The organism is Nocardioides sp. LMS-CY (assembly GCF_018732145.1).
GTDB classification, from domain to species: Bacteria; Actinomycetota; Actinomycetes; order Propionibacteriales; family Nocardioidaceae; genus Nocardioides; species Nocardioides soli.
This window is the reverse complement of record NZ_CP076104.1, coordinates 4,041,928-4,062,501: the sequence shown is the minus strand read 5'-3', so window position 1 is coordinate 4,062,501 and position 20,574 is coordinate 4,041,928. Positions and strand designations below refer to the sequence as shown.

Here is a 20,574-nt window from a genome sequence, read left to right as displayed (position 1 = left end):
GGCTCGGGACCTGTCCTGACACCGAAAGGGTGCACACATGTCGATGTTCAAGTGGGACGTGGTCGATCCCCAACCAGGTGAGGCCGTCGCGCCGAACCAACGCCTCGCCTGGGGCAAGACGGTGGGTATCGGTGCCCAGCACGTGGTGGCGATGTTCGGGGCGACGTTCGTCTTCCCGATCGTCATGGGCCTCGACGCGAACCTCGCGATCATGTTCTCGGGTATCTGCACGATCCTGTTCCTGCTGGTCACGAAGAACAAGGTCCCCAGCTACCTCGGCACCAGCGCCTCGTTCGTCGCCGGTGTGGCCGCGATCCGGGCGCAGGGCGGCGACTCCGCCGACGTGACCGGCGCGATCCTGATCTCGGGCCTCGTGCTGCTGGCGGTGGGCGTGCTCGTCCACTTCGCCGGCGCCGGGATGATCCACAAGGTCCTGCCGCCCGCGGTGACCGGTGCCGTGGTCATGCTGATCGGCTTCAACCTGGCTCCGGTGGTGGCGTCGGTCTACTGGCCTCAGGACCAGTGGGTGGCGCTGCTGACCGCGTCGTTCATGGTGATCGCCGCGGTGCTGCTGCCGGGCTTCTGGTCGCGCATCGCGGTCTTCCTCGCGCTGATCTTCGGGTACCTGATCTCCTGGATCTTCGATGGCATCTTCGGCCAGATCACCTCGGTGCTGCCCACCGGGCCCGACGCGGTCGCGCACGACCGCGTCTCGTGGGCCGGGGTCAAGGCCGCCGACTGGATCGGCCTGCCGAGCGGCCAGCTGCCCGACGGCGTGGACGTCGTCCACGGCCCGAGCTTCTCCCTGACCTTCATCCTGCTGGTGCTGCCCGGTGTCATCGCGCTGATCGCGGAGAACACCGGCCACGTCAAGGCCGTGGCCGAGATGACCGGCGACGACCTCGACCCCTACATGGGCCGGGCCATCGCCGCCGACGGTGGCGCCACCGCGCTGGCCAGCCTCTTCGGTGGCTCGCCGACCACGACGTACGCCGAGAACATCGGCGTCATGGGCGCGACGAAGGTCTACTCCACCGCGGCCTACTACGTCGCCGCGCTGGTCGCGATCCTGCTGGGTCTCTGCCCGAAGTTTGGCGCGATCGTCAACGCCACCCCCGGCGGCGTCCTCGGCGGCATCACGGTCGTGCTCTACGGCATGATCGGCCTGGTCGGCGCCAAGATCTGGGTCGAGAACAACGTCGACTTCGGCGACCCGGTGAACATGGTGGGTCTCGCGGGAGGCATCATCGCCGGCATCGGCGGCGTGTCCCTGAAGATCACCGACGACTTCGAGCTCAGCGGCATCGCGCTGGGCACGATCCTGGTGATCGTCTACTACCACGTGGTCAACCGCCGCGGTGACCACACCGGTCGAAGCTCTGGAGAGGTGACGAAGGCCCTGTGAAACCAGCACCGTTCGAGTACCGCCGTCCGGGAACTCTCGCCGAGGCCGTCGAGGCCCTGGCCGGCGAGCCGAACGCCAAGGTGCTGGCCGGCGGCCAGAGCCTGGTCCCGTTGCTGTCGATGCGACTCGCCGCTCCGGCGCTGCTCGTCGACATCAACGAGATCCCGGGCCTGGACACCATCGAGATCGAGGATGGCGGCGTGCGGGTGGGTGCGCTCGCCCGGCACGCCGCCGTCCTGGCCTCCGACGACGTACGACGCGTGCAGCCGCTCGTGCCGATGGCGCTGTCGCACGTCGCGCACGCCACGATCCGCAACCGCGGCACCACGGTCGGCTCGCTCGTCCACGCCGACGCCGCCGCCGAGATGCCGGTCGTGCTCACGCTGCTCGGCGGGTCCCTCGACGTCGAGGGGCCCGCGGGGCGGCGCACCATCCCGGCCGCCGAGCTCTTCGTCGGGCCGCTCGAGTCGTCGGTGGGCCACGACGAGGTCGCGGTCTCGGCGTACTTCCCGGGCCTGGCCCCCGGCGCGGGGGTCGCGTTCGAGGAGATCGCGCGCCGGCACGGCGACTACGCACTGGTGGGCGCGGCCGCGCTCGTCGAGGGCGAGTCCGTCAGGGTCGGCTATCTCTCGGTCAGCGACGTGCCGAGCGTCGTCGACCTGACCGGCGTCGCCGACGCCGACCTGGGGGAGGCCGCGCTCGCGCAGCTGGAGCCCATGGACGACATCCACGCCACCGCCGCCTACCGCGCCCAGCTGGTGCGGGTCCTCACCGGGCGGGTGGTTCGATCGGCACGAGACTTCGCGGAGGGAGCACGGTGAGCGAGGAACTGCACGACGTACGGCTGACGGTCAACGGCACCACCCACGACGTCCGGGTGCCCGCGCGCCGGCTGCTCTCCGACGCGTTGCGCCACGACCTGGGGCTCACCGGCACCCACGTCGGCTGCGAGCACGGCGTGTGCGGCGCCTGCACGATCCTCGTCGACGGCGCGCCGATGCGGTCGTGCCTGATGTTCGCGGTGTCCGCCGCCGGCCACGAGATCACCACCGTCGAGGGCCTCACGAACCCGGACGGCTCGCTCGGCCCGGTGCAGCAGGCGTTCGCCGAGTGCCACGGGCTGCAGTGCGGCTTCTGCACGCCGGGCTTCCTGACCACGATCACCGCCGGGCTGCGCGACAACCCGTGCCCCACGCACGAGGAGGCCCGCGACATGATCGCCGGCAACCTGTGCCGCTGCACCGGCTACCAGAACATCGTCAAGGCCGTCGAGCGTGCCGCGGAGATCGCCGCGTCCGGCGAGGAGACCGCATCATGACGACCAAGCTGATGGGCCAGAAGGTCCAGCGGGTCGAGGACCAGCGCTTCCTGCGCGGCCACGGCCGGTACGTCGACGACGTGGCCGTCGACCCGGGCCAGCACACCGTGCTGCACGCGGCCGTGCTGCGCTCGCCGCACGCGCACGCCAGGATCCTCGACATCGACGTCTCCGACGTCCTCGACGTCGAGGGTGTGCACGCGGTCTACACCTACGACGACCTCGCGTCGTGCAGCCCGCAGATGGCCGAGCCGCTGCCGCTGCTGATCCCGCACCCCGCGCTCACGCACGGCCGCACCCAGTACGCGCTGGCCAAGGACGAGGTCAACTACGTCGGCGAGGCGATCGCGTTCGTCGTGGCCGACGACCGCTACCTCGCCGAGGACGCCGTCTCGCGGATCCGGGTCGACTACGAGTTCCTGACCCCCGTGGTCGGCATCGACGCCGCCCGCGCGGTCACGTCGCTCGTGCACGAGGACGTGCCCGGCAACGTCGGTGCCCGGATGGAGCAGAACGTCGGCGACGCGCCGGCCGCCATCGCCAAGGCGCCGCACCGGCTCGAGCTCGACCTCACCGTCGAGCGCAGCGCCTGCATGCCGATGGAGGGTCGCGGCACCGTCGCGCGCTGGGACGCCGACATCAACCGGCTCCAGCTGTGGACCTCCACGCAGAGCTCGACCGGCGTCCGCGCCGCCGTCGCGGTCAAGATGGGCCTCGACCTCGGCCAGGTCGACGTGATCACCCCCGACGTGGGCGGTGGCTTCGGCGTGAAGATCAACCACCCGTGGCCCGAGGAGCTCCTGGTGCCGATGGCCGCGCGGGCCCTCGGCCGCACGGTGAAGTTCACCGAGGACCGCCGCGAGCACTTCATCTCCTCGGCCCACGAGCGCGGCCAGGTGCAGCACATCGAGGTCGGCTTCGACGACGACGGGCGGCTGCTCGGGCTCGACGTCGAGTTCTGGCACGACCACGGCGCGTACACGCCGTACGGCCTGATCGTCCCGATCATCACCTCGACCCAGCTGCTCGGTCCCTACAAGCCGCAGAACTACCGGGTCGTCTTCGAGTCGCTCTACACCAACACGGTCATCGTCACGCCGTACCGCGGCGCCGGCCGCCCGCAGGGCTGCTACGCGATGGAGCGGACCATGGACGCGATCGCGCAGTACCTCGGGAAGGACCGCGCCGAGGTGCGGGCGGTCAACTTCATCCAGCCCGACGAGTTCCCCTTCGACCAGGGCATGATCTTCCAGGACGGCCGCGAGCTGGAGTACGACTCCGGCGACTACCCGGCGATGCTGGAGAAGATCAAGGACCTGGTCGGCTGGGACGAGTTCCCGGCGTTCCAGCAGGAGATGGCCGAGCAGGGCCGCCAGGTCGGCATCGGCCTGGCCTGCTACGTCGAGGGCACCGGCGTGGGGCCGTACGAAGGCGCCCACGTGCACATCGAGACCTCCGGCAAGGTCAAGGTCGCGACCGGCCTGACGACCCAGGGCCAGGGCCACGCCACGGTCTTCGCGCAGCTGGTCGCCGACGAGCTCGGTGTGAAGTTCGAGGACGTCGAGGTCGTCACGGGTGACACCCGCCGGATGGCGTACGCCGTCGGCACGTTCGCCTCGCGCGCCGCGGTGATGAGCGGCTCGGCGATCCACCTCGCGGCCAAGCGCGCGAAGGAGAAGGTGCTCAAGATCGCCGCCGAGGCGCTCGAGGCCGACGAGAAGGACCTGGAGATCGTCGACGGCGTCGTCTCGGTGAAGGGCTCGCCCGGCACCTCGATCGACCTGGGCACGGTCTCGGTGCTGTCCAACCCGCTGCGCTACGCCTTCGACGAGAAGTCCAAGGCGGCCACGCAGTTCTCGATCGGCGACCCCGGCAAGCCGCCGGTCGCCGAGGACGACGAGCCGGGCCTGGAGGGCAAGGACTTCTACTCGCCCGAGCGCGCGACGTTCGCCTCCGGCATGCACGCCGTCATCGTCGAGACCGACCCGGACACGGCGGAGATCACCATCCTCAAGTACGCCGTCGTCCACGACTGCGGTCACCTGATCAACCCGATGATCGTCGAGGGCCAGATCCACGGCGGCGTCGCCCAGGGCATCGGGGGAGCGCTCTACGAGCGGATGGCGTACGACGAGTCGGGCCAGTTGCTCAACGCGTCGTTCATGGACTTCCTGATGCCCTACGTCACCGAGGTCCCCGACGGCATCGACATCGACCACCTCGAGACGCCGTCCCCGCTGAACCCGCTCGGCATCAAGGGCGCCGGCGAGGCGGGCGTGATCCCGTCGGCGGCCGTGTTCGCCGCCGCGATCGAGGACGCCGAGCGGCTGTCCTCGACCGGGCTGGCGATCACCGCGATGCCGATCTCCCCGTCCGAGCTGTTCACCCTTCGCCAATCACTGGGCCAGGAGCACTCCGCATGAAGATCACCGGTTCCAACACCATCGCCTTCCCCGTCGAGAAGGTGTGGGATGCCCTGCTCGACCCCCGGGTGCTGGTCGCCACCATCCCCGGCTGCGAGCAGCTCACCGCGACCGGTGAGAACTCCTATGACATGACGGTCACCGCCGGCGTCGCGGCGATCAAGGGCACCTACCAGGGCCAGTGCGTGCTCTCGGACCTCCAGGAGCACGAGTCCCTGGTGATGCGGCTCTCCGGTGCCGGCGCGCCGGGCACCATCGACGCGACCGTGCAGGTGCGCTTCGGCTCGGCCGACGGCGGCGCGACCCAGATCGACTACGAGGCCGACGCGGTCGTCGGCGGCATGGTCGGCGGCGTCGGCCAGCGGATGCTCACGAGCGTGTCCCGACGGATGGCCGGGGAGTTCTTCGGCAACGTGGCCCGGGCGATCGCCGAGGGCCCGGCCCCGGTCGCCGAGCCGGGTCAGCCCGTGCCGGCGGGTGCGCCCACCGCAGAGCCGGCGCAGCCGGCCGCCGCCGGGCAGACCTTCTCCGCCCCGGCCGCCCGCGCCGCGGTCTCCTCGCAGGACGACTTCCTCAAGGGCATCGCCGTCGGTGCCGGCCTCGTCGTGCTCGGCGTGGTCGTGGGCTCGATCTTCGGGCGTCGTCGATGAGCCGCTACGCGTCGACTGCCGGGATACCCGGTGCACCGGGTATCCCGGCACTTCTCGGCCGTTGCAACCCCCGAGAAGTGCAGGGACAGCCTGAGAAGCTGGCGAGGAACCCCCGATGAGTCTCACCGTCGACTCGACCGCGCGCGACCAGGCCGCCGCCGTACGACGGCGCGACATCTCCGCGCGTGAGCTGCTCGACCTGCATCTGGCGCGCATCGCCGAGCGCAACCCGCAGCTCAACGCGATCGTCTCGCTCGACGAGGAGCGGGCCCGGGCGGGCGCCGCCGAGGCGGACCAGGCCCTCGCCGGTGGTGCCGAGGTCGGGGCGCTGCACGGGCTGCCGTTCGCGTTCAAGGACACCCATGCGGTGGCCGGCTGGCGCACGACGTACGGCTCGCCGCTCTACGCCGACCACGTGCCCGACGCCGACGAGCTGCTCGTCGAGCGGGTCCGCCGGGCGGGCGCGGTCACCATCGGCAAGACCAACGTGCCGGAGTTCGCCGCCGGCTCGCACACCTTCAACACCGTCTTCGGCACGACCCTCAACCCGGTCGACCCCACCCGCTCCGCGGGCGGGTCGAGTGGCGGGGCGTCGTGTGCGCTCGCGTCCGGGATGGTGCCGCTCGCCGACGGCTCCGACATGGGCGGCTCGCTGCGCAACCCCGCGTCGTTCTGCGGCGTCGTCGGGCTGCGGCCCTCGCTCGGCCGGGTGCCGGAGTGGCCGTTGTACAACCAGTGGGAGACGACCTCGGTCGGCGGCCCGATGGCCCGCAACGTCGGCGACCTGGCGCTGCTCCTTTCCGTGCTCGCCGGCCCGGACCCCCGGTCGCCGCACGCGCTCGGCGACCCGGGCTCGGCGTTCGCGCCGCCGGTGACGGGCTCGCTCGACGGGCTCCGGGTCGCGCTCTCGGTCGACCTGGGCGGGGCGTTCGAGGTCGACGACGAGGTCGCCGCGATCGTGTCGGGCTCCGCCGGGGTCTTCTCCGACGGCGGTGCGTCCGTCACCGTGGCGCACCCCGACCTCGCCCTGGCCGACGACACCTTCCGCACGCTGCGCGCGTGGCACTTCCAGGCGAAGTTCGGCGCGCTGCTCGCCCAGCACCCCGACTCGTTCAAGCAGTCACTCGCCGACAACATCCGCGCGGGGGAGTCGCTGACCGGCGCCGACGTCGCGCGCGCCTACAGCCAGCGCACGCAGCTGTCGCAGCGGATGCGGGTGTTCTTCGAGACCCACGACGTGCTGGTGCTGCCGGTCTCGCAGGTGCCGCCGTTCCCGGCCGACCAGGAGTTCCCGACCGCCATCAACGGCCGGCCGATGGAGACCTACCTCGACTGGATGCGCTCGGCGTACTACATCACCGTCACCGGCTGCCCGGCCATCTCGGTGCCGTTCGGGCACACCTCCGACGGGCTGCCGGTCGGCATCCAGATCGTCGCCCCGCACGGCCGCGACCGGTTCCTGCTCGAGGTCGCCGCGGCCGTCGAGGCCGCCGTCAGCTGACCGGGCCGGTGCCGGCGGGTTGGCGCCGGGTGGTGGTTTCGAGACGGTTGCTGGCGCAACCTCCTCAACCACCGGCTTCGGTCCCCGGTGGTTGAGGTGTGAAGGCGCGCAAGCGCCTGAGCCTCGAAACCACCCGGTACCCGGCTGGTCGGCGCCCGGGTGGTGGTTTCGAGACGGTTGCTGGCGCAACCTCCTCAACCACCGGCGGCGGTGTGCCGTCGGTCGTCCCACACTGGACCCATGACGGAGTGGAACCGACTTCTGCGCGACCAGTTCGAGTGGCACTGGGAGCACCAGGTCCGCGCCCGCCTGGCCGGGCTGTCCGACGAGGAGTACCTCTGGGAGCCGGTGGCGGGCGCGTGGAGCTTTCGCCCTCGTGGCGCCGCCGCCACCCCGATGGCGGCCGGGTCCGGCGATCGCACCATCGACTGGGCCTTCCCGCCACCGACCCCGGCGCCGTTCACCACCATCGCCTGGCGGCTGGCCCACGTGATCGTCGGCGTGCTCGGGATGCGCAGTGCGGCTCACTTCGGGCGGGCACCGGTCGACTACGCGACGTTCCCGTACGCCGGGACCGCCGCCGAGGCGCTGGCTCAGCTGGACCGCGAGGTCGGGACCTGGCTCGACGGCGTTCGCGGGCTCGGGGAGGCCGGACTCGGCCGGCCCTGCGGTCCCGCTGAGGGCGCGTTCGCCGACGCGCCGCTCGCCACCCTGGTGCTCCACATCCATCGTGAGCTGATCCATCACCTGGCCGAGGTGGCCCTGCTGCGCGACCTGTACGCCCACACCCGGGCCGGGGGCGAGCCGCGACGCGGGTGAGCGTGCGGCGGCTACACCCGTGCCGAGGTGTGGACCAGGTGCGTGTGGGTGGCGGACCGGCGTACCGAGTACGACAGCAGCACCTCCCACTCGCGGGGAAGGTCGCCGTCGCACTCGATGTCGACGATCGCCATGTCGATCCGTGGCTCGGCGTCGGTCCGCTCGTACGGCTCGCCCTCGGCGTCGACGCCGAACGGGAACTGCAGGGGCTGCAGGACCGTCGGGGTCACGTCGGTGACGCGCACGTCCGGGTGCAGGCTCGTGACCACCAGATCGTCGATCTCGCAGCGCGACGGATTGGACACCGTGGCCTGGATCGCCCCGGTCCGGTCGTCGCTGTGGAGCGCCGTGAGCGTGAGGGTGACCTCCTGGGGGGTCGCCGTCGGCGATGACGCATCGGACACCCGAGCCCGCAGGTCGTCGAAGCGCGCGCGCAGGACGTCGTTCTCGGCCCGGGCCGACACGTGCGGGGCCCTCCAGAGCACGTACGCCGCCGCGCCGAGCACGGTGGCCGCCAGCCAGCCGAGGAACCATCCCTCCTCCAGCCACGTCCGGCTGGGGCTGTAGACGGTCACCACCGAGGCCGCCACCCCGAGGGTCGCGACCACCGGCGCGCCGACCCGGGTGGCGAGGCGAAGCCGCGATGACCTGTCCTCTGCTGACGTCACGACGGGAGGGTAGCGGTGGTCGGCGCCGGACCCGGCGGAAACTCCGGACCTCACCGTCGACGCGGTCTCGACCGCGCTCCGAATTCTCCACAGGTGCGGTGGATAACCTGTGGGAAACTCGACCGCCGGATGTGGATCACCGGGTCTCATCTGTGGGCGACGAGGCAGTTTCGGTGGAACCAGGAGAATGTTCGCGGAAGCCCTTGCGCGGGGTGTGATCCAGGGCATAGAACTTCTCCCACGCACTCCGGCAACGGGGAGCGGGACAACTCGGAGACGAGGGTCCAGACGGTGGTCCACCAGCGTGCTGGAGGACCACCGCGGCGGCTGGGTGACGAGGCCGCCGGGACCGGAGCCGACGAGCGTGTCGACCGGAAGCGTCACCGGTACCGGTCAACCCGAAGGGCCCTTGCGACTCATACTCGCAAGGGCCCTTCACCCATTTCCGGGACTCCTGCGTTCCTTCTCAATCCCGCTCAGCTGTGGGGATCTGAGCACTTTCTGTGGAAAACGAAGACCCATTCTGTGGACGAGTCGGTGATTTCCGGTGGAACCACGAGAATGTTCGCGAAAGCCCTTGCGCCGGGTGTGATCCAGGGCATAGAACTTCTCCCACGTCCTCCCGCAAGGGAAGGCGGGACAGCTCGGAGACGAGGGTCCGGACGGAGCGGAACCGGCGTGCCGGGGAAGCCCCGCGGCGGCGAGGTGACGACGCCCGCCGGGGCCGGAGTCGAGGAGCGGTCGACCGGGAGCGTCGCCGTACCGGTCAATCCGAAGGGCCCTTGGAACTCATACTTCCAAGGGCCCTTCACCTATGTCGGGACCGTGTCCGGACCGGGGTGGGCAGGCGTGCGGCGCCGCTCGCTCCGCGACCACGTGTCGGCTGACTCGCCGGTAACCGGAAGACTGTGCCCGTGGTGATGTACACGGTCCTGCACACGGTCGTGCCGCCGGTCGCCAGGCTGATCTGGCGACCGACGGTGACCGGCCTGGAGAACGTCCCGAGGACGGGACCGGTCATCCTGGCGAGCAACCACCTGAGCTTCGCCGACAGCCTGGTGATCCCGATCGTCGCGCCGCGCAAGGTCGTCTTCCTCGCCAAGTCCGACTACTTCACCGGCACCGGTCTCAAGGGCCGCCTCCAGAGGGCGTGGTTCGAGGGGATGGGCCTGATCCCGGTCGACCGCGACGACTCGCGGGCCGCGATCGCCAGCCTCGACACGGCCCTCGACGTGCTCGGCCGGGGGGAGGCGTTCGGCATCTACCCCGAGGGCACTCGGTCCCGCGACGGCCGCCTCTACCGGGGCCGCACCGGCGTCGCCCACCTCGCGCTGACCGCGGGCGTGCCCGTCGTGCCGGTGGGGCTGGCCGGCACCGAGCGCCTCCAGCCCATCGACACCCGGCTACCGCGGGTGGTGCCGGTGGCGGTCAGCTTCGGTACGCCGATCGACGTGGCCGGCCGCTACGACGGGCTGCCGCTCGGCAAGGCCCGCCGCGAGCTCACCGACGAGATCATGCGCGCCATCCAGGCGCTCACCGGGCAGGAGGAGGCGGGCGTCTACAACGATCGCGCCCCGGACGCCTGACCACGTGCTCGGCCCAGCGCCTGGCAGAGATTGCCGGAGAAGTGCGGCTTCGTCGGCAACCTCTGCCGTGGCCCACGGCTCACCGTGCGGGTTGAATCGACGACGTGCCCAGCTACCAGATCGTCGTCGCGGACGCGACGCTCCGCGGCCGTGAGGGCCGCTGGCAGATCGGCATCGACGGCGGCCGGATCGCGACCGTCACCCAGGAGACCCTGACCGGCGGCGAGGAGATCGACGCCGCCGGTGGGCTCGTCACCGAGAGCTTCGCCAACGGCCACATGCACCTCGACAAGGTGCACACGCTCGACCGCATCGGCGACGCCGCGCTCACGGCGTACACCTCCGGCGACATGGGCTCCGCCCTGCACTCCATCGAGCTGGCCTCGGCCGTCAAGGCCGACTACGACCGCAGCTGGATCGAGCCCAACGCTCGCCGCGCGGTGCTCCAGGCGGTCCGGTACGGCGTACGCCACGTGCTCGCCTTCGCCGACGTGGACACCAAGGCGCGCCTCGAGGGAGTGATCCCGCTGCTCGCGCTGCGCGAGGAGTTCCGCGGCGTGGTCGACCTCCAGGTCGTGGCCTTCCCGCAGGACGGGCTGCTCTGCGACCCGGGCGCCGAGGACCTGGTGCGCGAGGCCGTCGACCTCGGGGCCGACGTCGTCGGCGGCATCCCGTGGATCGAGCACACCGACGCCGAGGCGCGCGAGCACGTACGCCGCATGTGCGCGCTGGCCGCCGCCCACGGCCGCCGGGTGGCGATGCTCGTCGACGACGCCGGCGACGCCGGACTGCGCACCACCGAGATGCTCGCCGAGGCGATGCTCGAGCACGGCCTCGAGGGCCGCGGCGTCGCCAACCACGCCCGCGCCGTCGGCCTCTACGCCCGCCCGAGCCTCGAGCGGCTCGCCGGACTGGTGAAGCGCGCCGGCCTCGGCTTCGTCAGCGACCCGCACACCGGTCCGCTGCACCTGCCGGTGCGCGAGCTCACCGCGATGGGCGTGCCGGTCGCGCTCGGCCAGGACGACATCGAGGACGCCTACTACCCGTTCGGCCGGCACAACATGGTCGAGATCGCGTTCCTCGCCGCGCACGCCCTCGAGGCGGTCGACAGCGCGGGCATCGACCTCGTCTACGACGCCGTCACGACCACCGCGGCCGACGTCCTCGGCGTGACCGGCCACCGGCTGGAGGAGGGCGGCAACGCCGACCTGGTCGTCCACCACCACCCGACCCTCCGCGAGGTCGTCGGCCATCACGAGGCGCCGGCGTACGTCGTCGCCTCGGGTCGGCTGGTCGCGACCTCGACGAGCAGCACGACGTACCACCTGACCACCTAGACCCACCTAGACCCACGCAGACCCACCACCTAGAGACACCCACATGGACCACCTGGAAGGGGCCACCGCATGAGCCGGCGTATCCGGATCGGCATCGACACCGGCGGCACGTTCACCGACGTCGTCGCCTTCGACGAGGACTCGGGAGAGCTCGTCACCACCAAGACCCCGTCGACGCCGAGCAACCCGGCCGACGGCTTCCTGTCCGGCATCGACAAGGTCCTCGGCCTGCTCGGCGCGGGCGGTGCCGACATCGACGCCGTCAGCCACGGCACCACGGTCGCGACCAACCAGCTCCTCGAGGGCAAGGTCGACCGCCTCGGCTTCATCACGAACACCGGCTACGAGGCGATGCTCGAGATCGCCCGCCAGTCCGTGCCCGACGGCTATGGCAACTCCTACTTCTGGGTCAAGCCCGACCGCATCGTCTCCCGCGAGTACGTCAAGGGCGTCGAGGGTCGCCTCGACGTGAACGGCGAGGAGGTGCGCCCCTTCGACGAGGACGGCGCGCGCACCGTCGCCCGCTGGTTCAAGACCCAGGGCATCAACACCCTCGGCGTCTGCTTCCTGCACGCGTACGCCAACCCGGTGCACGAGGAGCGGATGCGTGCCGTGCTCCTCGAGGAGCACCCCGACGCGGTGGTGTCGCTGTCGAGCGAGGTGCTGCGCGAGTACCGCGAGTACGAGCGCGCCATGACCACGCTGGTCGACGCCGCCGTCAAGCCGCGGCTCTCGGCGTACGTCAACAACATCAAGACGCGGCTCACCGAGTACGACGACCGCACCGTCCCCTTCTACGTGATGAAGTCGAACGGCGGCGTGCTCTCGGCCGACGAGGTCGTGCACCAGCCGATCACGACCGTTCTCTCCGGCCCGGCGGCCGGAGCGCTCGGCGCGGCGCTGATCGCCAAGGTCGCGGGCTTCGACAAGGTGCTGACCTCCGACGGCGGCGGCACCTCCACCGACGTCTCCGTCGTCATCGACGGCGAGCCGACGCTGACCACCGAGGGCACGGTCGGCGCGTTCCCGTCGAAGATCCCGATGATCGACGTCGTCACCGTCGGCGCCGGCGGCGGCTCGATCGCGTGGCTCTCGCCCGAGGGCACCCTGAAGGTGGGCCCGCAGTCGGCGGGTGCCGACCCGGGGCCGCTGTGCTACGCCAAGGGCGGCACCGAGGTCACCATCACCGACGCCCACGTCTACCTCGGCCGGATCCCTCCCCACCTGCTCGGTGGCGAGATCCCGCTCGACGTCGACGCCGCTCGCAACGGCATCGAGGCGCTCGCGAAGCAGCTCGGTCTGAGCCCGGAGGCGTGCGCCACCGGCATCCTCGAGATCTCCGCGTGGAACCAGGCCAACGCGCTGCGCCAGGTCACGGTCAAGCGTGGGCTCGACGTCCGTGACTTCACGCTCACGACGTTCGGCGGCTCCGGCTCGCTGCTGCTCTGCCGCCTCGTCGACGTGCTCGGCCTCCCGGCCGTGCTGGTGCCGCCGAACCCCGGCAACGTCTCGGCGTTCGGCCTGCTCACCGTCGACGTCAAGAACGACTACGTGCAGACCCACGTCGCGCTGGCCGAGCGGCTCGACTCGGCCGCGGTCGCCCGCATCTACGACGCGCTCACCGAGCAGGCCACGGTCGCGCTGTCGAAGGAGGGCTTCACCGAGGACGAGCACCAGTTCGCCCGCACCGCCGACCTGCGCTACTTCGGTCAGGCCTTCGAGGTCCGCGTGCCCGTCCCCGACGGCCCGATCGACGCCGCCGTCCTCGAGGAGGTGGCGAACCGCTTCCACGCCGAGCACAAGGTGCTCTACGGCTACGACTTCTCCGGCGACGACTCCCAGCAGGTCGAGTGGGTGAACCTCCGGGTCTCCGGCATCGGCCCGATCCAGCGTCCCGAGATCCAGAGGCACGCGTTCGGCGACGGCAGCCTGCCCGCCGAGAAGAGCCGTCGGAGCGTCTGCTTCGACGCCGAGCAGGGGTACGTCGACACGCCCGTGCTCTGGCGCCCCGACCTCGCCCCGGGCACCGTCTTCGACGGCCCGGCGATCATCGAGGAGTTCGGCTCGACCGTGCCGATCCACCCGGGCTTCACCGCGCGCGTCGACGAGTTCCTGAACATCATCGTGACCCGCATCGACTCCAAGGAGACCAACTGATGTGCACCAGCTCGACGGGCGTCGTCACGACCGGCGCCGCCGCGACGGCGAGTGAGGGTGAGAGCCGCCGCGCACCCACGCAGTTCCCGTTCACCCACCTCACCGCGGACGCCGGCGCGAGCGCCGACCCCGTCCTCGTCGAGATCGTCCAGGGCTCCCTGGCGAGCGTCGAGATGGAGGTCGAGACCGCGATCGGCCGCACCAGCCGCAGCCCGATGATCCGCGACGCGCACGACTTCCGCGCGGGCATCCACGACCGGCTGCTGCGCAAGCTCACCGGCCGGTCCTACTCCGCGCTCGTGCACCCGGTCGCCCGGGACTTCCCGCTCGAGGAGATGCAGGAGGGGGACGTCTTCTTCCACAACGACGTCTACCAGTCCGAGGGCGGCATCGGGCACCTGCCCGACCTGTGCGTCACCGTGCCGGTCTTCGCCGGCCCGGAGGGCGACCGCAAGGTCGTCGCCTTCGTGCAGGCCTTCGGCCACCACGACGACATCGGCGGCGCGGTGCCGGGCTCGATGCCCTCCAACGCCACCAGCGTCTTCGAGGAGGGCCTGATGGTCCCCCCGATCAAGCTGTGGGAGGCCGGCCGGCCCAACCGCTCCGCGCTGTCGATCATGACCCGCAACTCCCGGATGCCCGAGTCGCTGGCCGCCGACCTCGACGCCGAGTGCTCGGCCTGCCTGATGGGTGCGCGCCGGCTCGGCGAGCTCTTCGACCGGTACGGCGTGGAGACCGTCGAGTCCTGCTTCGACGCGATCATCAGCCGTACCACCGAGACCTATCGGCGCGAGATCCTCGGCAAGATCCCGGTCGGCACCTGGGTCTGGGAGGACTACGCCGAGCACGACGGCGTCGACGAGCCGCAGCTGCACACCCAGCGGATCACGCTGACCCGCACGCCGGCCGACGACCCCGAGGGCGAGCGGCTGATCCTCGACTTCGGCGGCACCTCGCCGCAGGCGAAGGGTCCGATCAACCACTGCGGCGACTACAGCGACGGCGTCTTCCTCAAGAAGTGGCTCGCGCCGATCCTGCGCAACCTCGCCGACACCCCCGAGCGGATGGCCGAGCTCGACGTCAACGAGGGCATCGTGCCGCTCATCGAGATGCGGTTCCCGCCGCCGGGCACGCTGCTGACGCCGGTCTTCCCCGCGCCGACCAACGCCCGCACGTTCGTGATCCTGAGGTTGCTCGGCGTGCTCGCCGGCGTCGTGGCGAAGGCCGTCGACGGCAACATGCCCGCCGACCAGGAGACGATCCGCTACACGGGCGTCTACGGCGAGGACCTCGAGGGCCGGTCCTACCTGATGCGCGAGGTGCTCGGTGGCGGCTCCGGTGGCCGCTACTACGCCGACGGCGAGGACACCATCCACGTCGTGCCGGACTCCCGCAACCTGCCGACCGAGTTCACCGAGGCGCGCTTCCCGTTCCGGGTCGAGGCGCTGACGCTCGCAGTCGACAGCGGGGGAGCGGGCAAGTTCCGTGGCGGCCTGGGCTACGAGAAGCACATCCGGATGCTCAAGGACGGCCACTTCATGTCGATCGCCGACCGGTCGATCCTGGCCTGCTGGGGCGTCAAGGGCGGCCACGCCGGCAAGCCGTTCCAGGTGACGATCGACCCGGACGGCCCGAATGAGCGCGAGATCGACGCGCTCGCCGACGCCGAGGCGGTCAAGGCCGGCGAGGTGATCCGGATCCGCACCACCGGCGGTGGCGGGTGGGGCAACCCCCTCGAGCGCGACCCGGCGCTCGTCGTCCGCGACGTCGTGTGGCGCAAGGTCTCTGCCGAGGCCGCCCTCGCCGACTACGGCGTGGTGCTCACCGGCACGCTCGACGACGACACCCTGGCGTACGACGAGGCGGCGACCGTCGCGGAGCGCGCGAGCCGGCCGGAGCCGAGCGAGGCGTTCTTCGACCGTGGCCCGGGCTACGCCCAGCTCGCCGCGGGTGCGGCGTACGCCGAGGTGGACCTGGTCTGACCCCCGGCCCGTCCGCGGTCCTGCGGGATAGCCAGTGACCGATAGCCAGTGACGATGTGGTCGTTCCCAGCTGGTGGGGACAGCCACATCGTCACTGGCTATCTTCATGTCCGGCCTTGTGGCCGGTCCGGGGCAGGCGCACCATGGGAGTACGGCGTCCCGAAGAAGGTGAGGCCGATGGGCACGACCGATGTCCTCCGCAACTCGATCCAGCACACCCAGGGCCGGCTCTCCGACCGCCTCGCGGACGCCCGCGAGATGGAGGCCCCACCCGACCGGCCCCGGGACGGGTACGCCCGCATCGACGCGTTCCTGTCCAGCACCAGCAAGCACCTGCACGCCGTCGATGCCGTGTTGCTCCGGCCGGCCCGGCGCAGGGTGCCCGATGGCGGAGCGCTGGTCCACGACTACCTCCGCTCGACCAAGGAGCTCGAGGTCGTGCTGGCGCACGTGAAGGCGCACGAGTACGGCTCGGTCTACGAGATCTCGTTCTCCTGGCCCGAGGTCTGGGACGGGGTCGACCTGGCGATGACCGACCACCAGCGCCACGAGGCGGTGCTCGGCAACCAGATCACCGAGAGCCTCGACGATTCCGAGCTCGACGTACTGGCCCAGCGCCTGTACGCCGCGGAGCTGGCCGCCCCGAGCAGGCCGCATCCCTACACGCCCCACACCGGCCTGCTCGGGAACGTCGCCCGCAAGGTGATGTACGCCGCCGACCGCTTCTGGGACACGCTCGAGGGGCGGATGGTGCCCGAGCCGGCGCCGGAGCCGAAGAAGAAGCCGGGCCTGATGGCGCAGTACTTCCTGGCCGACCCGCGCTTCGACGAGGAGGAGCCCACGCCGCGCCCGTAGGTTGGGCCCATGATGCGGATCGCCGTCCTGGGTGGACACGGGAAGACGGGGAGGGCGGTCGCCGCGGCGCTCGCCGACCGGGGCGCGGAGGCGGTGCCGCTCGGACGCGACGCCTGGCCGGACCTGCCCGGTGCGCTCGCGGGCTGCGGCGCGACGTACCTGATCGCCCCGAACCTGCACCCCGACGAGCCCGCCTACGTCGGGGAGGCGTTGGCCGCGATGTCGGCCGCCGGCGTGGCCCGGGTCGTCTACCACTCGGTCGCCTCGCCGTACGTGCCCGAGATGCCGCACCACCTCGGCAAGGCGGCGTCGGAGGACCTGGTCCGGCGCTCCGGCCTCGCGTGGACGATCCTGCAGCCCGGCGCCTACGTCCAGAACCTCGACCTGGTGGGGCCGTCGGTATCCGTGCCGTACGACGTGGACGCGCCCTTCGGCCTGCTCGACCTGGCCGACCTGGGCGCCGCGGCCGCGACGGTGCTGCTGGAGGGCGGGCACGAGGGCGCGACGTACGAGCTCGCGAGCCGGCAGGTCACGACGCGCCAACTCGCCGCGGAGGCCGGGCTGACGGCCGAGCGGGTCGCGGACCCGGGCACGCATCCGTGGCTGACCGCGATGTTCGGCTACTACGACCGGCACGGGCTGCCGGTCGGCACGCTGCCGCTCCGTGCGCTGCTCGGCCGGCCCTGAGGAAGGCCGGGTGGCCGCGGCTCAGTTGTTGTTGCTCTGCGGCAGCTTCGGGATCAGCCAGCCGAGGAAGGCGTCCTGGCTGCGGGTCTGGAGGTAGATCCGCCCCGGCCCGGTCAGGTCGCAGACCAGGCCCTCGCCGGAGAAGAACGTCGACTTCCAGCTGCCGACCTTGCGCACGGAGTAGTTGACGCCCTCGGTCCACGCCACCATGTGGCCGGTGTCGACGGTGTAGGTCTGACCCGGCTGCAGGTCGATCGCGTGGATCGCGCCGTAGCTCGAGAGCACCACGTCGCCCGGGCCGCTCACCCGCAGCATGAACAGGCCCTCGCGCGAGAAGAACGTCTTCGCCCCACCCCAGTTGGAGTCGACCTCGACGCCCGCCGACGACGCGAGGTAGGACCCGGACTGGACGAACAGCGTGCCGTTCAGCGGCCACGCCACGATGTCGCCGGCGAGTGCGGGGGCCAGCCACAGCTCGGCGCCCTCGGCCTGGGCGGTGAACGTGTTCATGAAGAACGACTCGCCGCCGAGGATCGACCGGCGCAGGCCCTTCAGGACGCCGCCCTGCGTCGAGGTCTCCATCGCGACCGCCGGCGACATCGCGAGCATCGCGCCCGCCTCGGCGCGGACCGTCTCGCCGGCGGTGAGGGTGAGCTTGGCGGCGGCGTACGCCGGGCCGTACATGATCTCGGTCTGCATCGACTCTCCTGGTGACGACCCGAGTGATCAGGTCCCGAGCTCGGGTGGGTACGGCGAGCGTAGTGGCCGTGAGGTGGAGTCGCGGCGTCCCACCCGTGCCTCTCCGTGCCGGCCGCCGACGGGATAGTCCGTCACGTTCTGGTGGTCCTGGCCGCCGTGGGGCAGCCATTCCGTGACGGACCATCCCGGTCGGTCACGTGCGCACGATCTGCTGCAGCGCCCAGCGGTTGCCGTCGGGGTCGGCGAAGTAGACGAACCGGCCCCATGGCTGTTCGTCGACGCCCTCGCACTCGACCCCCCGCTCGCGTAGGTGGGCGAGGGCGGCGTCGGCGTCGTCCACGACGACCTGGATGAACTGCGACGAGCCCTCGGGCAGCATCTCCAGCCCGACGCCGAAGCAGAACGAGCAGGCCGAGCCCGGGGGCGTCACCTGCACGAACCGCAGGTCCGGGCTGACGCGCTGGTCGTGGTCGACCGTCCAGCCGACCCGTTCTCCGTAGAACGCGATCGCGCGGTCGACGTCGGTGACCGCGATCGGGACGAGCTCGATCCTGAAGTCCATGGCACTCTCCTGTGTCCGGTGGGATGTCCTGGCTCCGAGTCAACCGCGGAATCAGGTCAGAACCTGACCGCTGCGAACGCGCGCCGCGGACGACGCCGGTCGCGGCTCGGTGGTCGCGGCTCGGTGGTCGCGGGCGGCGGTGAGCAGGCAACCGTCCGCGGTGGTGAGACGGTTGCTGGCTCACCGCCGCGCGGCCGACCCCACCGGACCGTCCCCTCCGAGACCGTCCCCTCCGAGACCGTCCCCTCCGGAGACGTCGTCCTCCGGTGCGAGACTGGCCGGGTGACGCTCTCCGACACCGACCTCCGCCACCTCCGCAGCTGCGTCGACCTGGCCCGCGAGGCGCTCGACGACGGGGACGAGCCGTTCGGCTCGATCCTGGTCTCGGGCGCCGGCGAGGTGCTCTACGCCGACCGCAACCGGGTCAAGGACGGTGACCAGACCCGGCATCCCGAGTTCGACATCGCCCGCTGGGCGGGGGAGCACCTGCCGATGGACCAGCGCGCGGCCTGCACCGTCTACACCTCGGGGGAGCACTGCCCGATGTGCTCGGCCGCGCACGCGTGGGTCGGTCTCGGCCGGATCGTCTACGCCGCCTCGACCGAGCAGCTGGTCGGCTGGCTGACGGAGTGGGGCGTGGCACCCGGCCCGGTGCGGCCGCTGGCCGTGCAGGAGGTGGCGCCGGGGCTGACCTTCGACGGTCCCGCGGCGGAGCTCGAGGCCGAGGTGCGCGCCCTGCACGCCCGGCTGCACGGCGTGGTGGACCCGGGCGCCGTCAGCTGACCTCGATCTCGGCCAGGACCACGAGGTCGTGGTAGGAGTCGGGGTCGATCCAGACCCGGCGTACGCCGTGGTCGCGGAGGGTCTGGTCGATCGCGTCGAGGAGCGCAAGCCGCAGGGCCACATCGGCCCCAGCATGCACGGTGACGATCTGCTCGGTGCTGGTGGTCATCTCGGAGGTTTCGGAGGCACGGTGGGTAAGGACGCTCATGCGCGACCCATCGTCGTGGCCAACCCGGATCTGCAGAACAAGTCACGCGTATACCCGATCTTGGGGGATTTCCCGCGACTTCGCCACCCGTTGGCCCAATAAAGCGGGCTTGGTTGACGACCGTGACCCGCGGGCGAACCACCCTGGCAGACTCGGTCCATGCCGCGCCGACCCCTCGAGCCCCGGTCATGAGCCGCCTGACGCTCGTCACCGGCGGCACTCGCGGCATCGGCGCCGCGATCGCGCTGCGGCTGGCCGCCGACGGCCACGACCTGGTGCTCGGCTACGCGCGCGACGACCGCGCGGCGGAGGAGGCCCGGCTCGCCGCCGAGGACGCCGGGGCCCGCTGCGCGGTGGTGCGCGCCGACCTCACCGACCCCGACGGCGTCGACCGGCTGTTCGCCGCCGCCGCGGAGCACGGTCGGCTCACCGGCGTGGTCAACAACGCCGGCGCGACGCTGCACATCGGCCCCCTCGCCGAGACCCCGCCCGGGATCGTCGCGGCCACCATCGACCTCAACCTCACCGCCGCGCTGCTCGTCGCCCGGGCCGCGGCGCGGGCGCTCGGCACGTCGTACGGCGGCCCCGGCGGGGTGCTGGTCAACATCAGCTCGGGCGCGGCGACGCTGGGCGCGCCGGGGGAGTACGTCCAGTACGCCGCGGCGAAGGCCGGCGTCGACGCGCTGACCCACGGCCTCGCCCAGGAGGTCGCGGCCGACGGCGTCCGGGTCGTCGGTGTCGCGCCCGGCATCGTGCGCACCACGATCCACGCCGACGCCGGCGATCCGGGCCGGACCGACCGGGTCGGGCCACGGGTGCCACTCGGCCGGGTGGGGGAGCCGAGCGAGGTCGCGGATGCCGTCGGCTGGCTGATGAGCGACGAGGCGTCGTACGTCACCGGCACCACGCTGCGGGTGGCCGGCGGGCGCTGACC

Annotated in this window: 19 protein-coding genes; 15 read left to right on the top strand and 4 right to left on the bottom strand. The window is 71.5% G+C overall.

The genetic code is table 11. The features are described from left to right. Positions 1 to 37: 37 nt before the first annotated feature. The 7 genes from KM427_RS19255 (at position 38) to KM427_RS19225 (ending at position 8,116) form a co-directional block, all read left to right on the top strand. Positions 38 to 1,405, top strand: a complete 1,368-nt coding sequence (locus KM427_RS19255; protein ID WP_215524966.1) for a uracil-xanthine permease family protein — start codon at positions 38 to 40, stop codon at positions 1,403 to 1,405. Next, complete coding sequence (locus tag KM427_RS19250) at positions 1,402 to 2,226, top strand: FAD binding domain-containing protein (protein WP_215524965.1); 825 nt, start codon at positions 1,402 to 1,404, stop codon at positions 2,224 to 2,226. Before KM427_RS19255 ends, KM427_RS19250 begins: the two co-directional genes overlap by 4 nt. Then, the gene (locus KM427_RS19245; RefSeq protein ID WP_183593149.1) at positions 2,223 to 2,723 is read left to right on the top strand and encodes a (2Fe-2S)-binding protein; all 501 of its coding nucleotides are present in this window, start codon (positions 2,223 to 2,225) and stop codon (positions 2,721 to 2,723) included. The genes KM427_RS19250 and KM427_RS19245 overlap by 4 nt, the downstream gene beginning before the upstream one ends. Next, positions 2,720 to 5,146 (top strand): aerobic carbon-monoxide dehydrogenase large subunit, encoded by a 2,427-nt coding sequence (cutA, locus tag KM427_RS19240; protein WP_215524964.1) that lies wholly within the window; start codon positions 2,720 to 2,722, stop codon positions 5,144 to 5,146. The genes KM427_RS19245 and cutA overlap by 4 nt, the downstream gene beginning before the upstream one ends. Further along, entirely contained in the window at positions 5,143 to 5,796 is a 654-nt protein-coding gene (locus KM427_RS19235) for an SRPBCC family protein (RefSeq protein WP_215524963.1), read from the top strand. Before cutA ends, KM427_RS19235 begins: the two co-directional genes overlap by 4 nt. 115 nt (positions 5,797 to 5,911) lie before the next feature. Then, positions 5,912 to 7,297 carry an amidase gene (locus KM427_RS19230; protein WP_215524962.1) on the top strand — a complete coding sequence of 462 codons (1,386 nt, stop codon included), beginning with the start codon at positions 5,912 to 5,914 and terminating at the stop codon, positions 7,295 to 7,297. Positions 7,298 to 7,537: 240 nt separating this feature from the next. Next, positions 7,538 to 8,116: a DinB family protein gene (locus KM427_RS19225; RefSeq protein WP_215524961.1), complete on the top strand. Its 579-nt coding sequence runs from the start codon at positions 7,538 to 7,540 to the stop codon at positions 8,114 to 8,116. A gap of 11 nt (positions 8,117 to 8,127) precedes the next feature. On the opposite strand, the gene KM427_RS19220 is transcribed toward KM427_RS19225, so the two are convergent. Beyond that, positions 8,128 to 8,784, bottom strand: coding sequence for a hypothetical protein (locus KM427_RS19220; protein ID WP_183593153.1), 657 nt, complete (start codon positions 8,782 to 8,784; stop codon positions 8,128 to 8,130). A gap of 920 nt (positions 8,785 to 9,704) precedes the next feature. On the opposite strand from KM427_RS19220, the gene KM427_RS19215 reads away from it, so the two are divergent. The 6 genes from KM427_RS19215 to KM427_RS19190 all read left to right on the top strand — a co-directional run bounded on the left by KM427_RS19215 (position 9,705) and on the right by KM427_RS19190 (position 17,388). Continuing rightward, positions 9,705 to 10,370 carry a lysophospholipid acyltransferase family protein gene (locus KM427_RS19215; RefSeq protein ID WP_183593827.1) on the top strand — a complete coding sequence of 222 codons (666 nt, stop codon included), beginning with the start codon at positions 9,705 to 9,707 and terminating at the stop codon, positions 10,368 to 10,370. Positions 10,371 to 10,474: 104 nt separating this feature from the next. Further along, a complete protein-coding gene (locus KM427_RS19210) occupies positions 10,475 to 11,707 on the top strand; it encodes an amidohydrolase family protein (protein WP_183593154.1) in 1,233 nt (410 codons plus the stop codon). 69 nt (positions 11,708 to 11,776) lie between these two features. After that, a complete protein-coding gene (locus tag KM427_RS19205) occupies positions 11,777 to 13,864 on the top strand; it encodes a hydantoinase/oxoprolinase family protein (protein WP_183593155.1) in 2,088 nt (695 codons plus the stop codon). Then, entirely contained in the window at positions 13,864 to 15,846 is a 1,983-nt protein-coding gene (locus tag KM427_RS19200) for a hydantoinase B/oxoprolinase family protein (protein ID WP_183593156.1), read from the top strand. Before KM427_RS19205 ends, KM427_RS19200 begins: the two co-directional genes overlap by 1 nt. Before the next feature lie 177 nt (positions 15,847 to 16,023). Continuing rightward, entirely contained in the window at positions 16,024 to 16,701 is a 678-nt protein-coding gene (locus KM427_RS19195; protein ID WP_183593157.1) for a hypothetical protein, read from the top strand. Positions 16,702 to 16,710: 9 nt separating this feature from the next. Further along, entirely contained in the window at positions 16,711 to 17,388 is a 678-nt protein-coding gene (locus KM427_RS19190) for an SDR family oxidoreductase (RefSeq protein WP_215524960.1), read from the top strand. A gap of 21 nt (positions 17,389 to 17,409) precedes the next feature. Here the strand turns inward: KM427_RS19190 and KM427_RS19185 are convergent, their stop codons facing one another. Together KM427_RS19185 and KM427_RS19180 are read right to left on the bottom strand one after the other, a co-directional pair. Beyond that, complete coding sequence (locus tag KM427_RS19185) at positions 17,410 to 18,087, bottom strand: TIGR00266 family protein (RefSeq protein WP_215524959.1); 678 nt, start codon at positions 18,085 to 18,087, stop codon at positions 17,410 to 17,412. 193 nt (positions 18,088 to 18,280) lie between these two features. Further along, entirely contained in the window at positions 18,281 to 18,649 is a 369-nt protein-coding gene (locus tag KM427_RS19180) for a VOC family protein (protein WP_183593160.1), read from the bottom strand. Positions 18,650 to 18,931: 282 nt separating this feature from the next. On the opposite strand from KM427_RS19180, the gene KM427_RS19175 reads away from it, so the two are divergent. Next, entirely contained in the window at positions 18,932 to 19,432 is a 501-nt protein-coding gene (locus tag KM427_RS19175; protein WP_215524958.1) for a nucleoside deaminase, read from the top strand. On the opposite strand, the gene KM427_RS19170 is transcribed toward KM427_RS19175, so the two are convergent. Then, positions 19,425 to 19,601: a hypothetical protein gene (locus KM427_RS19170; protein ID WP_183593162.1), complete on the bottom strand. Its 177-nt coding sequence runs from the start codon at positions 19,599 to 19,601 to the stop codon at positions 19,425 to 19,427. The genes KM427_RS19175 and KM427_RS19170 overlap by 8 nt on opposite strands. 227 nt (positions 19,602 to 19,828) lie before the next feature. Here KM427_RS19170 and KM427_RS19165 point away from each other — a divergent pair, with 227 nt between their 5' ends. Then, positions 19,829 to 20,572: an SDR family oxidoreductase gene (locus tag KM427_RS19165; RefSeq protein WP_215524957.1), complete on the top strand. Its 744-nt coding sequence runs from the start codon at positions 19,829 to 19,831 to the stop codon at positions 20,570 to 20,572. Positions 20,573 to 20,574 lie beyond the last annotated feature (2 nt).

Bases quoted from the DNA above. Each gene is read 5' to 3' on its own strand.
- KM427_RS19200 (WP_183593156.1), top strand. From the start codon at position 13,864: ATGTGCACCAGCTCGACGGGCGTCGTCACGACCGGCGCCGCCGCGACG.
- KM427_RS19165 (WP_215524957.1), top strand. From the start codon at position 19,829: ATGAGCCGCCTGACGCTCGTCACCGGCGGCACTCGCGGCATCGGCGCC.
- KM427_RS19225 (WP_215524961.1), top strand. From the start codon at position 7,538: ATGACGGAGTGGAACCGACTTCTGCGCGACCAGTTCGAGTGGCACTGG.
- KM427_RS19215 (WP_183593827.1), top strand. From the start codon at position 9,705: ATGTACACGGTCCTGCACACGGTCGTGCCGCCGGTCGCCAGGCTGATC.
- KM427_RS19230 (WP_215524962.1), top strand. From the start codon at position 5,912: ATGAGTCTCACCGTCGACTCGACCGCGCGCGACCAGGCCGCCGCCGTA.
- KM427_RS19205 (WP_183593155.1), top strand. From the start codon at position 11,777: ATGAGCCGGCGTATCCGGATCGGCATCGACACCGGCGGCACGTTCACC.
- KM427_RS19170 (WP_183593162.1), bottom strand. From the start codon at position 19,601: ATGACCACCAGCACCGAGCAGATCGTCACCGTGCATGCTGGGGCCGAT.
- KM427_RS19190 (WP_215524960.1), top strand. From the start codon at position 16,711: ATGATGCGGATCGCCGTCCTGGGTGGACACGGGAAGACGGGGAGGGCG.
- KM427_RS19235 (WP_215524963.1), top strand. From the start codon at position 5,143: ATGAAGATCACCGGTTCCAACACCATCGCCTTCCCCGTCGAGAAGGTG.
- KM427_RS19195 (WP_183593157.1), top strand. From the start codon at position 16,024: ATGGGCACGACCGATGTCCTCCGCAACTCGATCCAGCACACCCAGGGC.
- KM427_RS19185 (WP_215524959.1), bottom strand. From the start codon at position 18,087: ATGCAGACCGAGATCATGTACGGCCCGGCGTACGCCGCCGCCAAGCTC.
- cutA (WP_215524964.1), top strand. From the start codon at position 2,720: ATGACGACCAAGCTGATGGGCCAGAAGGTCCAGCGGGTCGAGGACCAG.
- KM427_RS19180 (WP_183593160.1), bottom strand. From the start codon at position 18,649: ATGGACTTCAGGATCGAGCTCGTCCCGATCGCGGTCACCGACGTCGAC.
- KM427_RS19255 (WP_215524966.1), top strand. From the start codon at position 38: ATGTCGATGTTCAAGTGGGACGTGGTCGATCCCCAACCAGGTGAGGCC.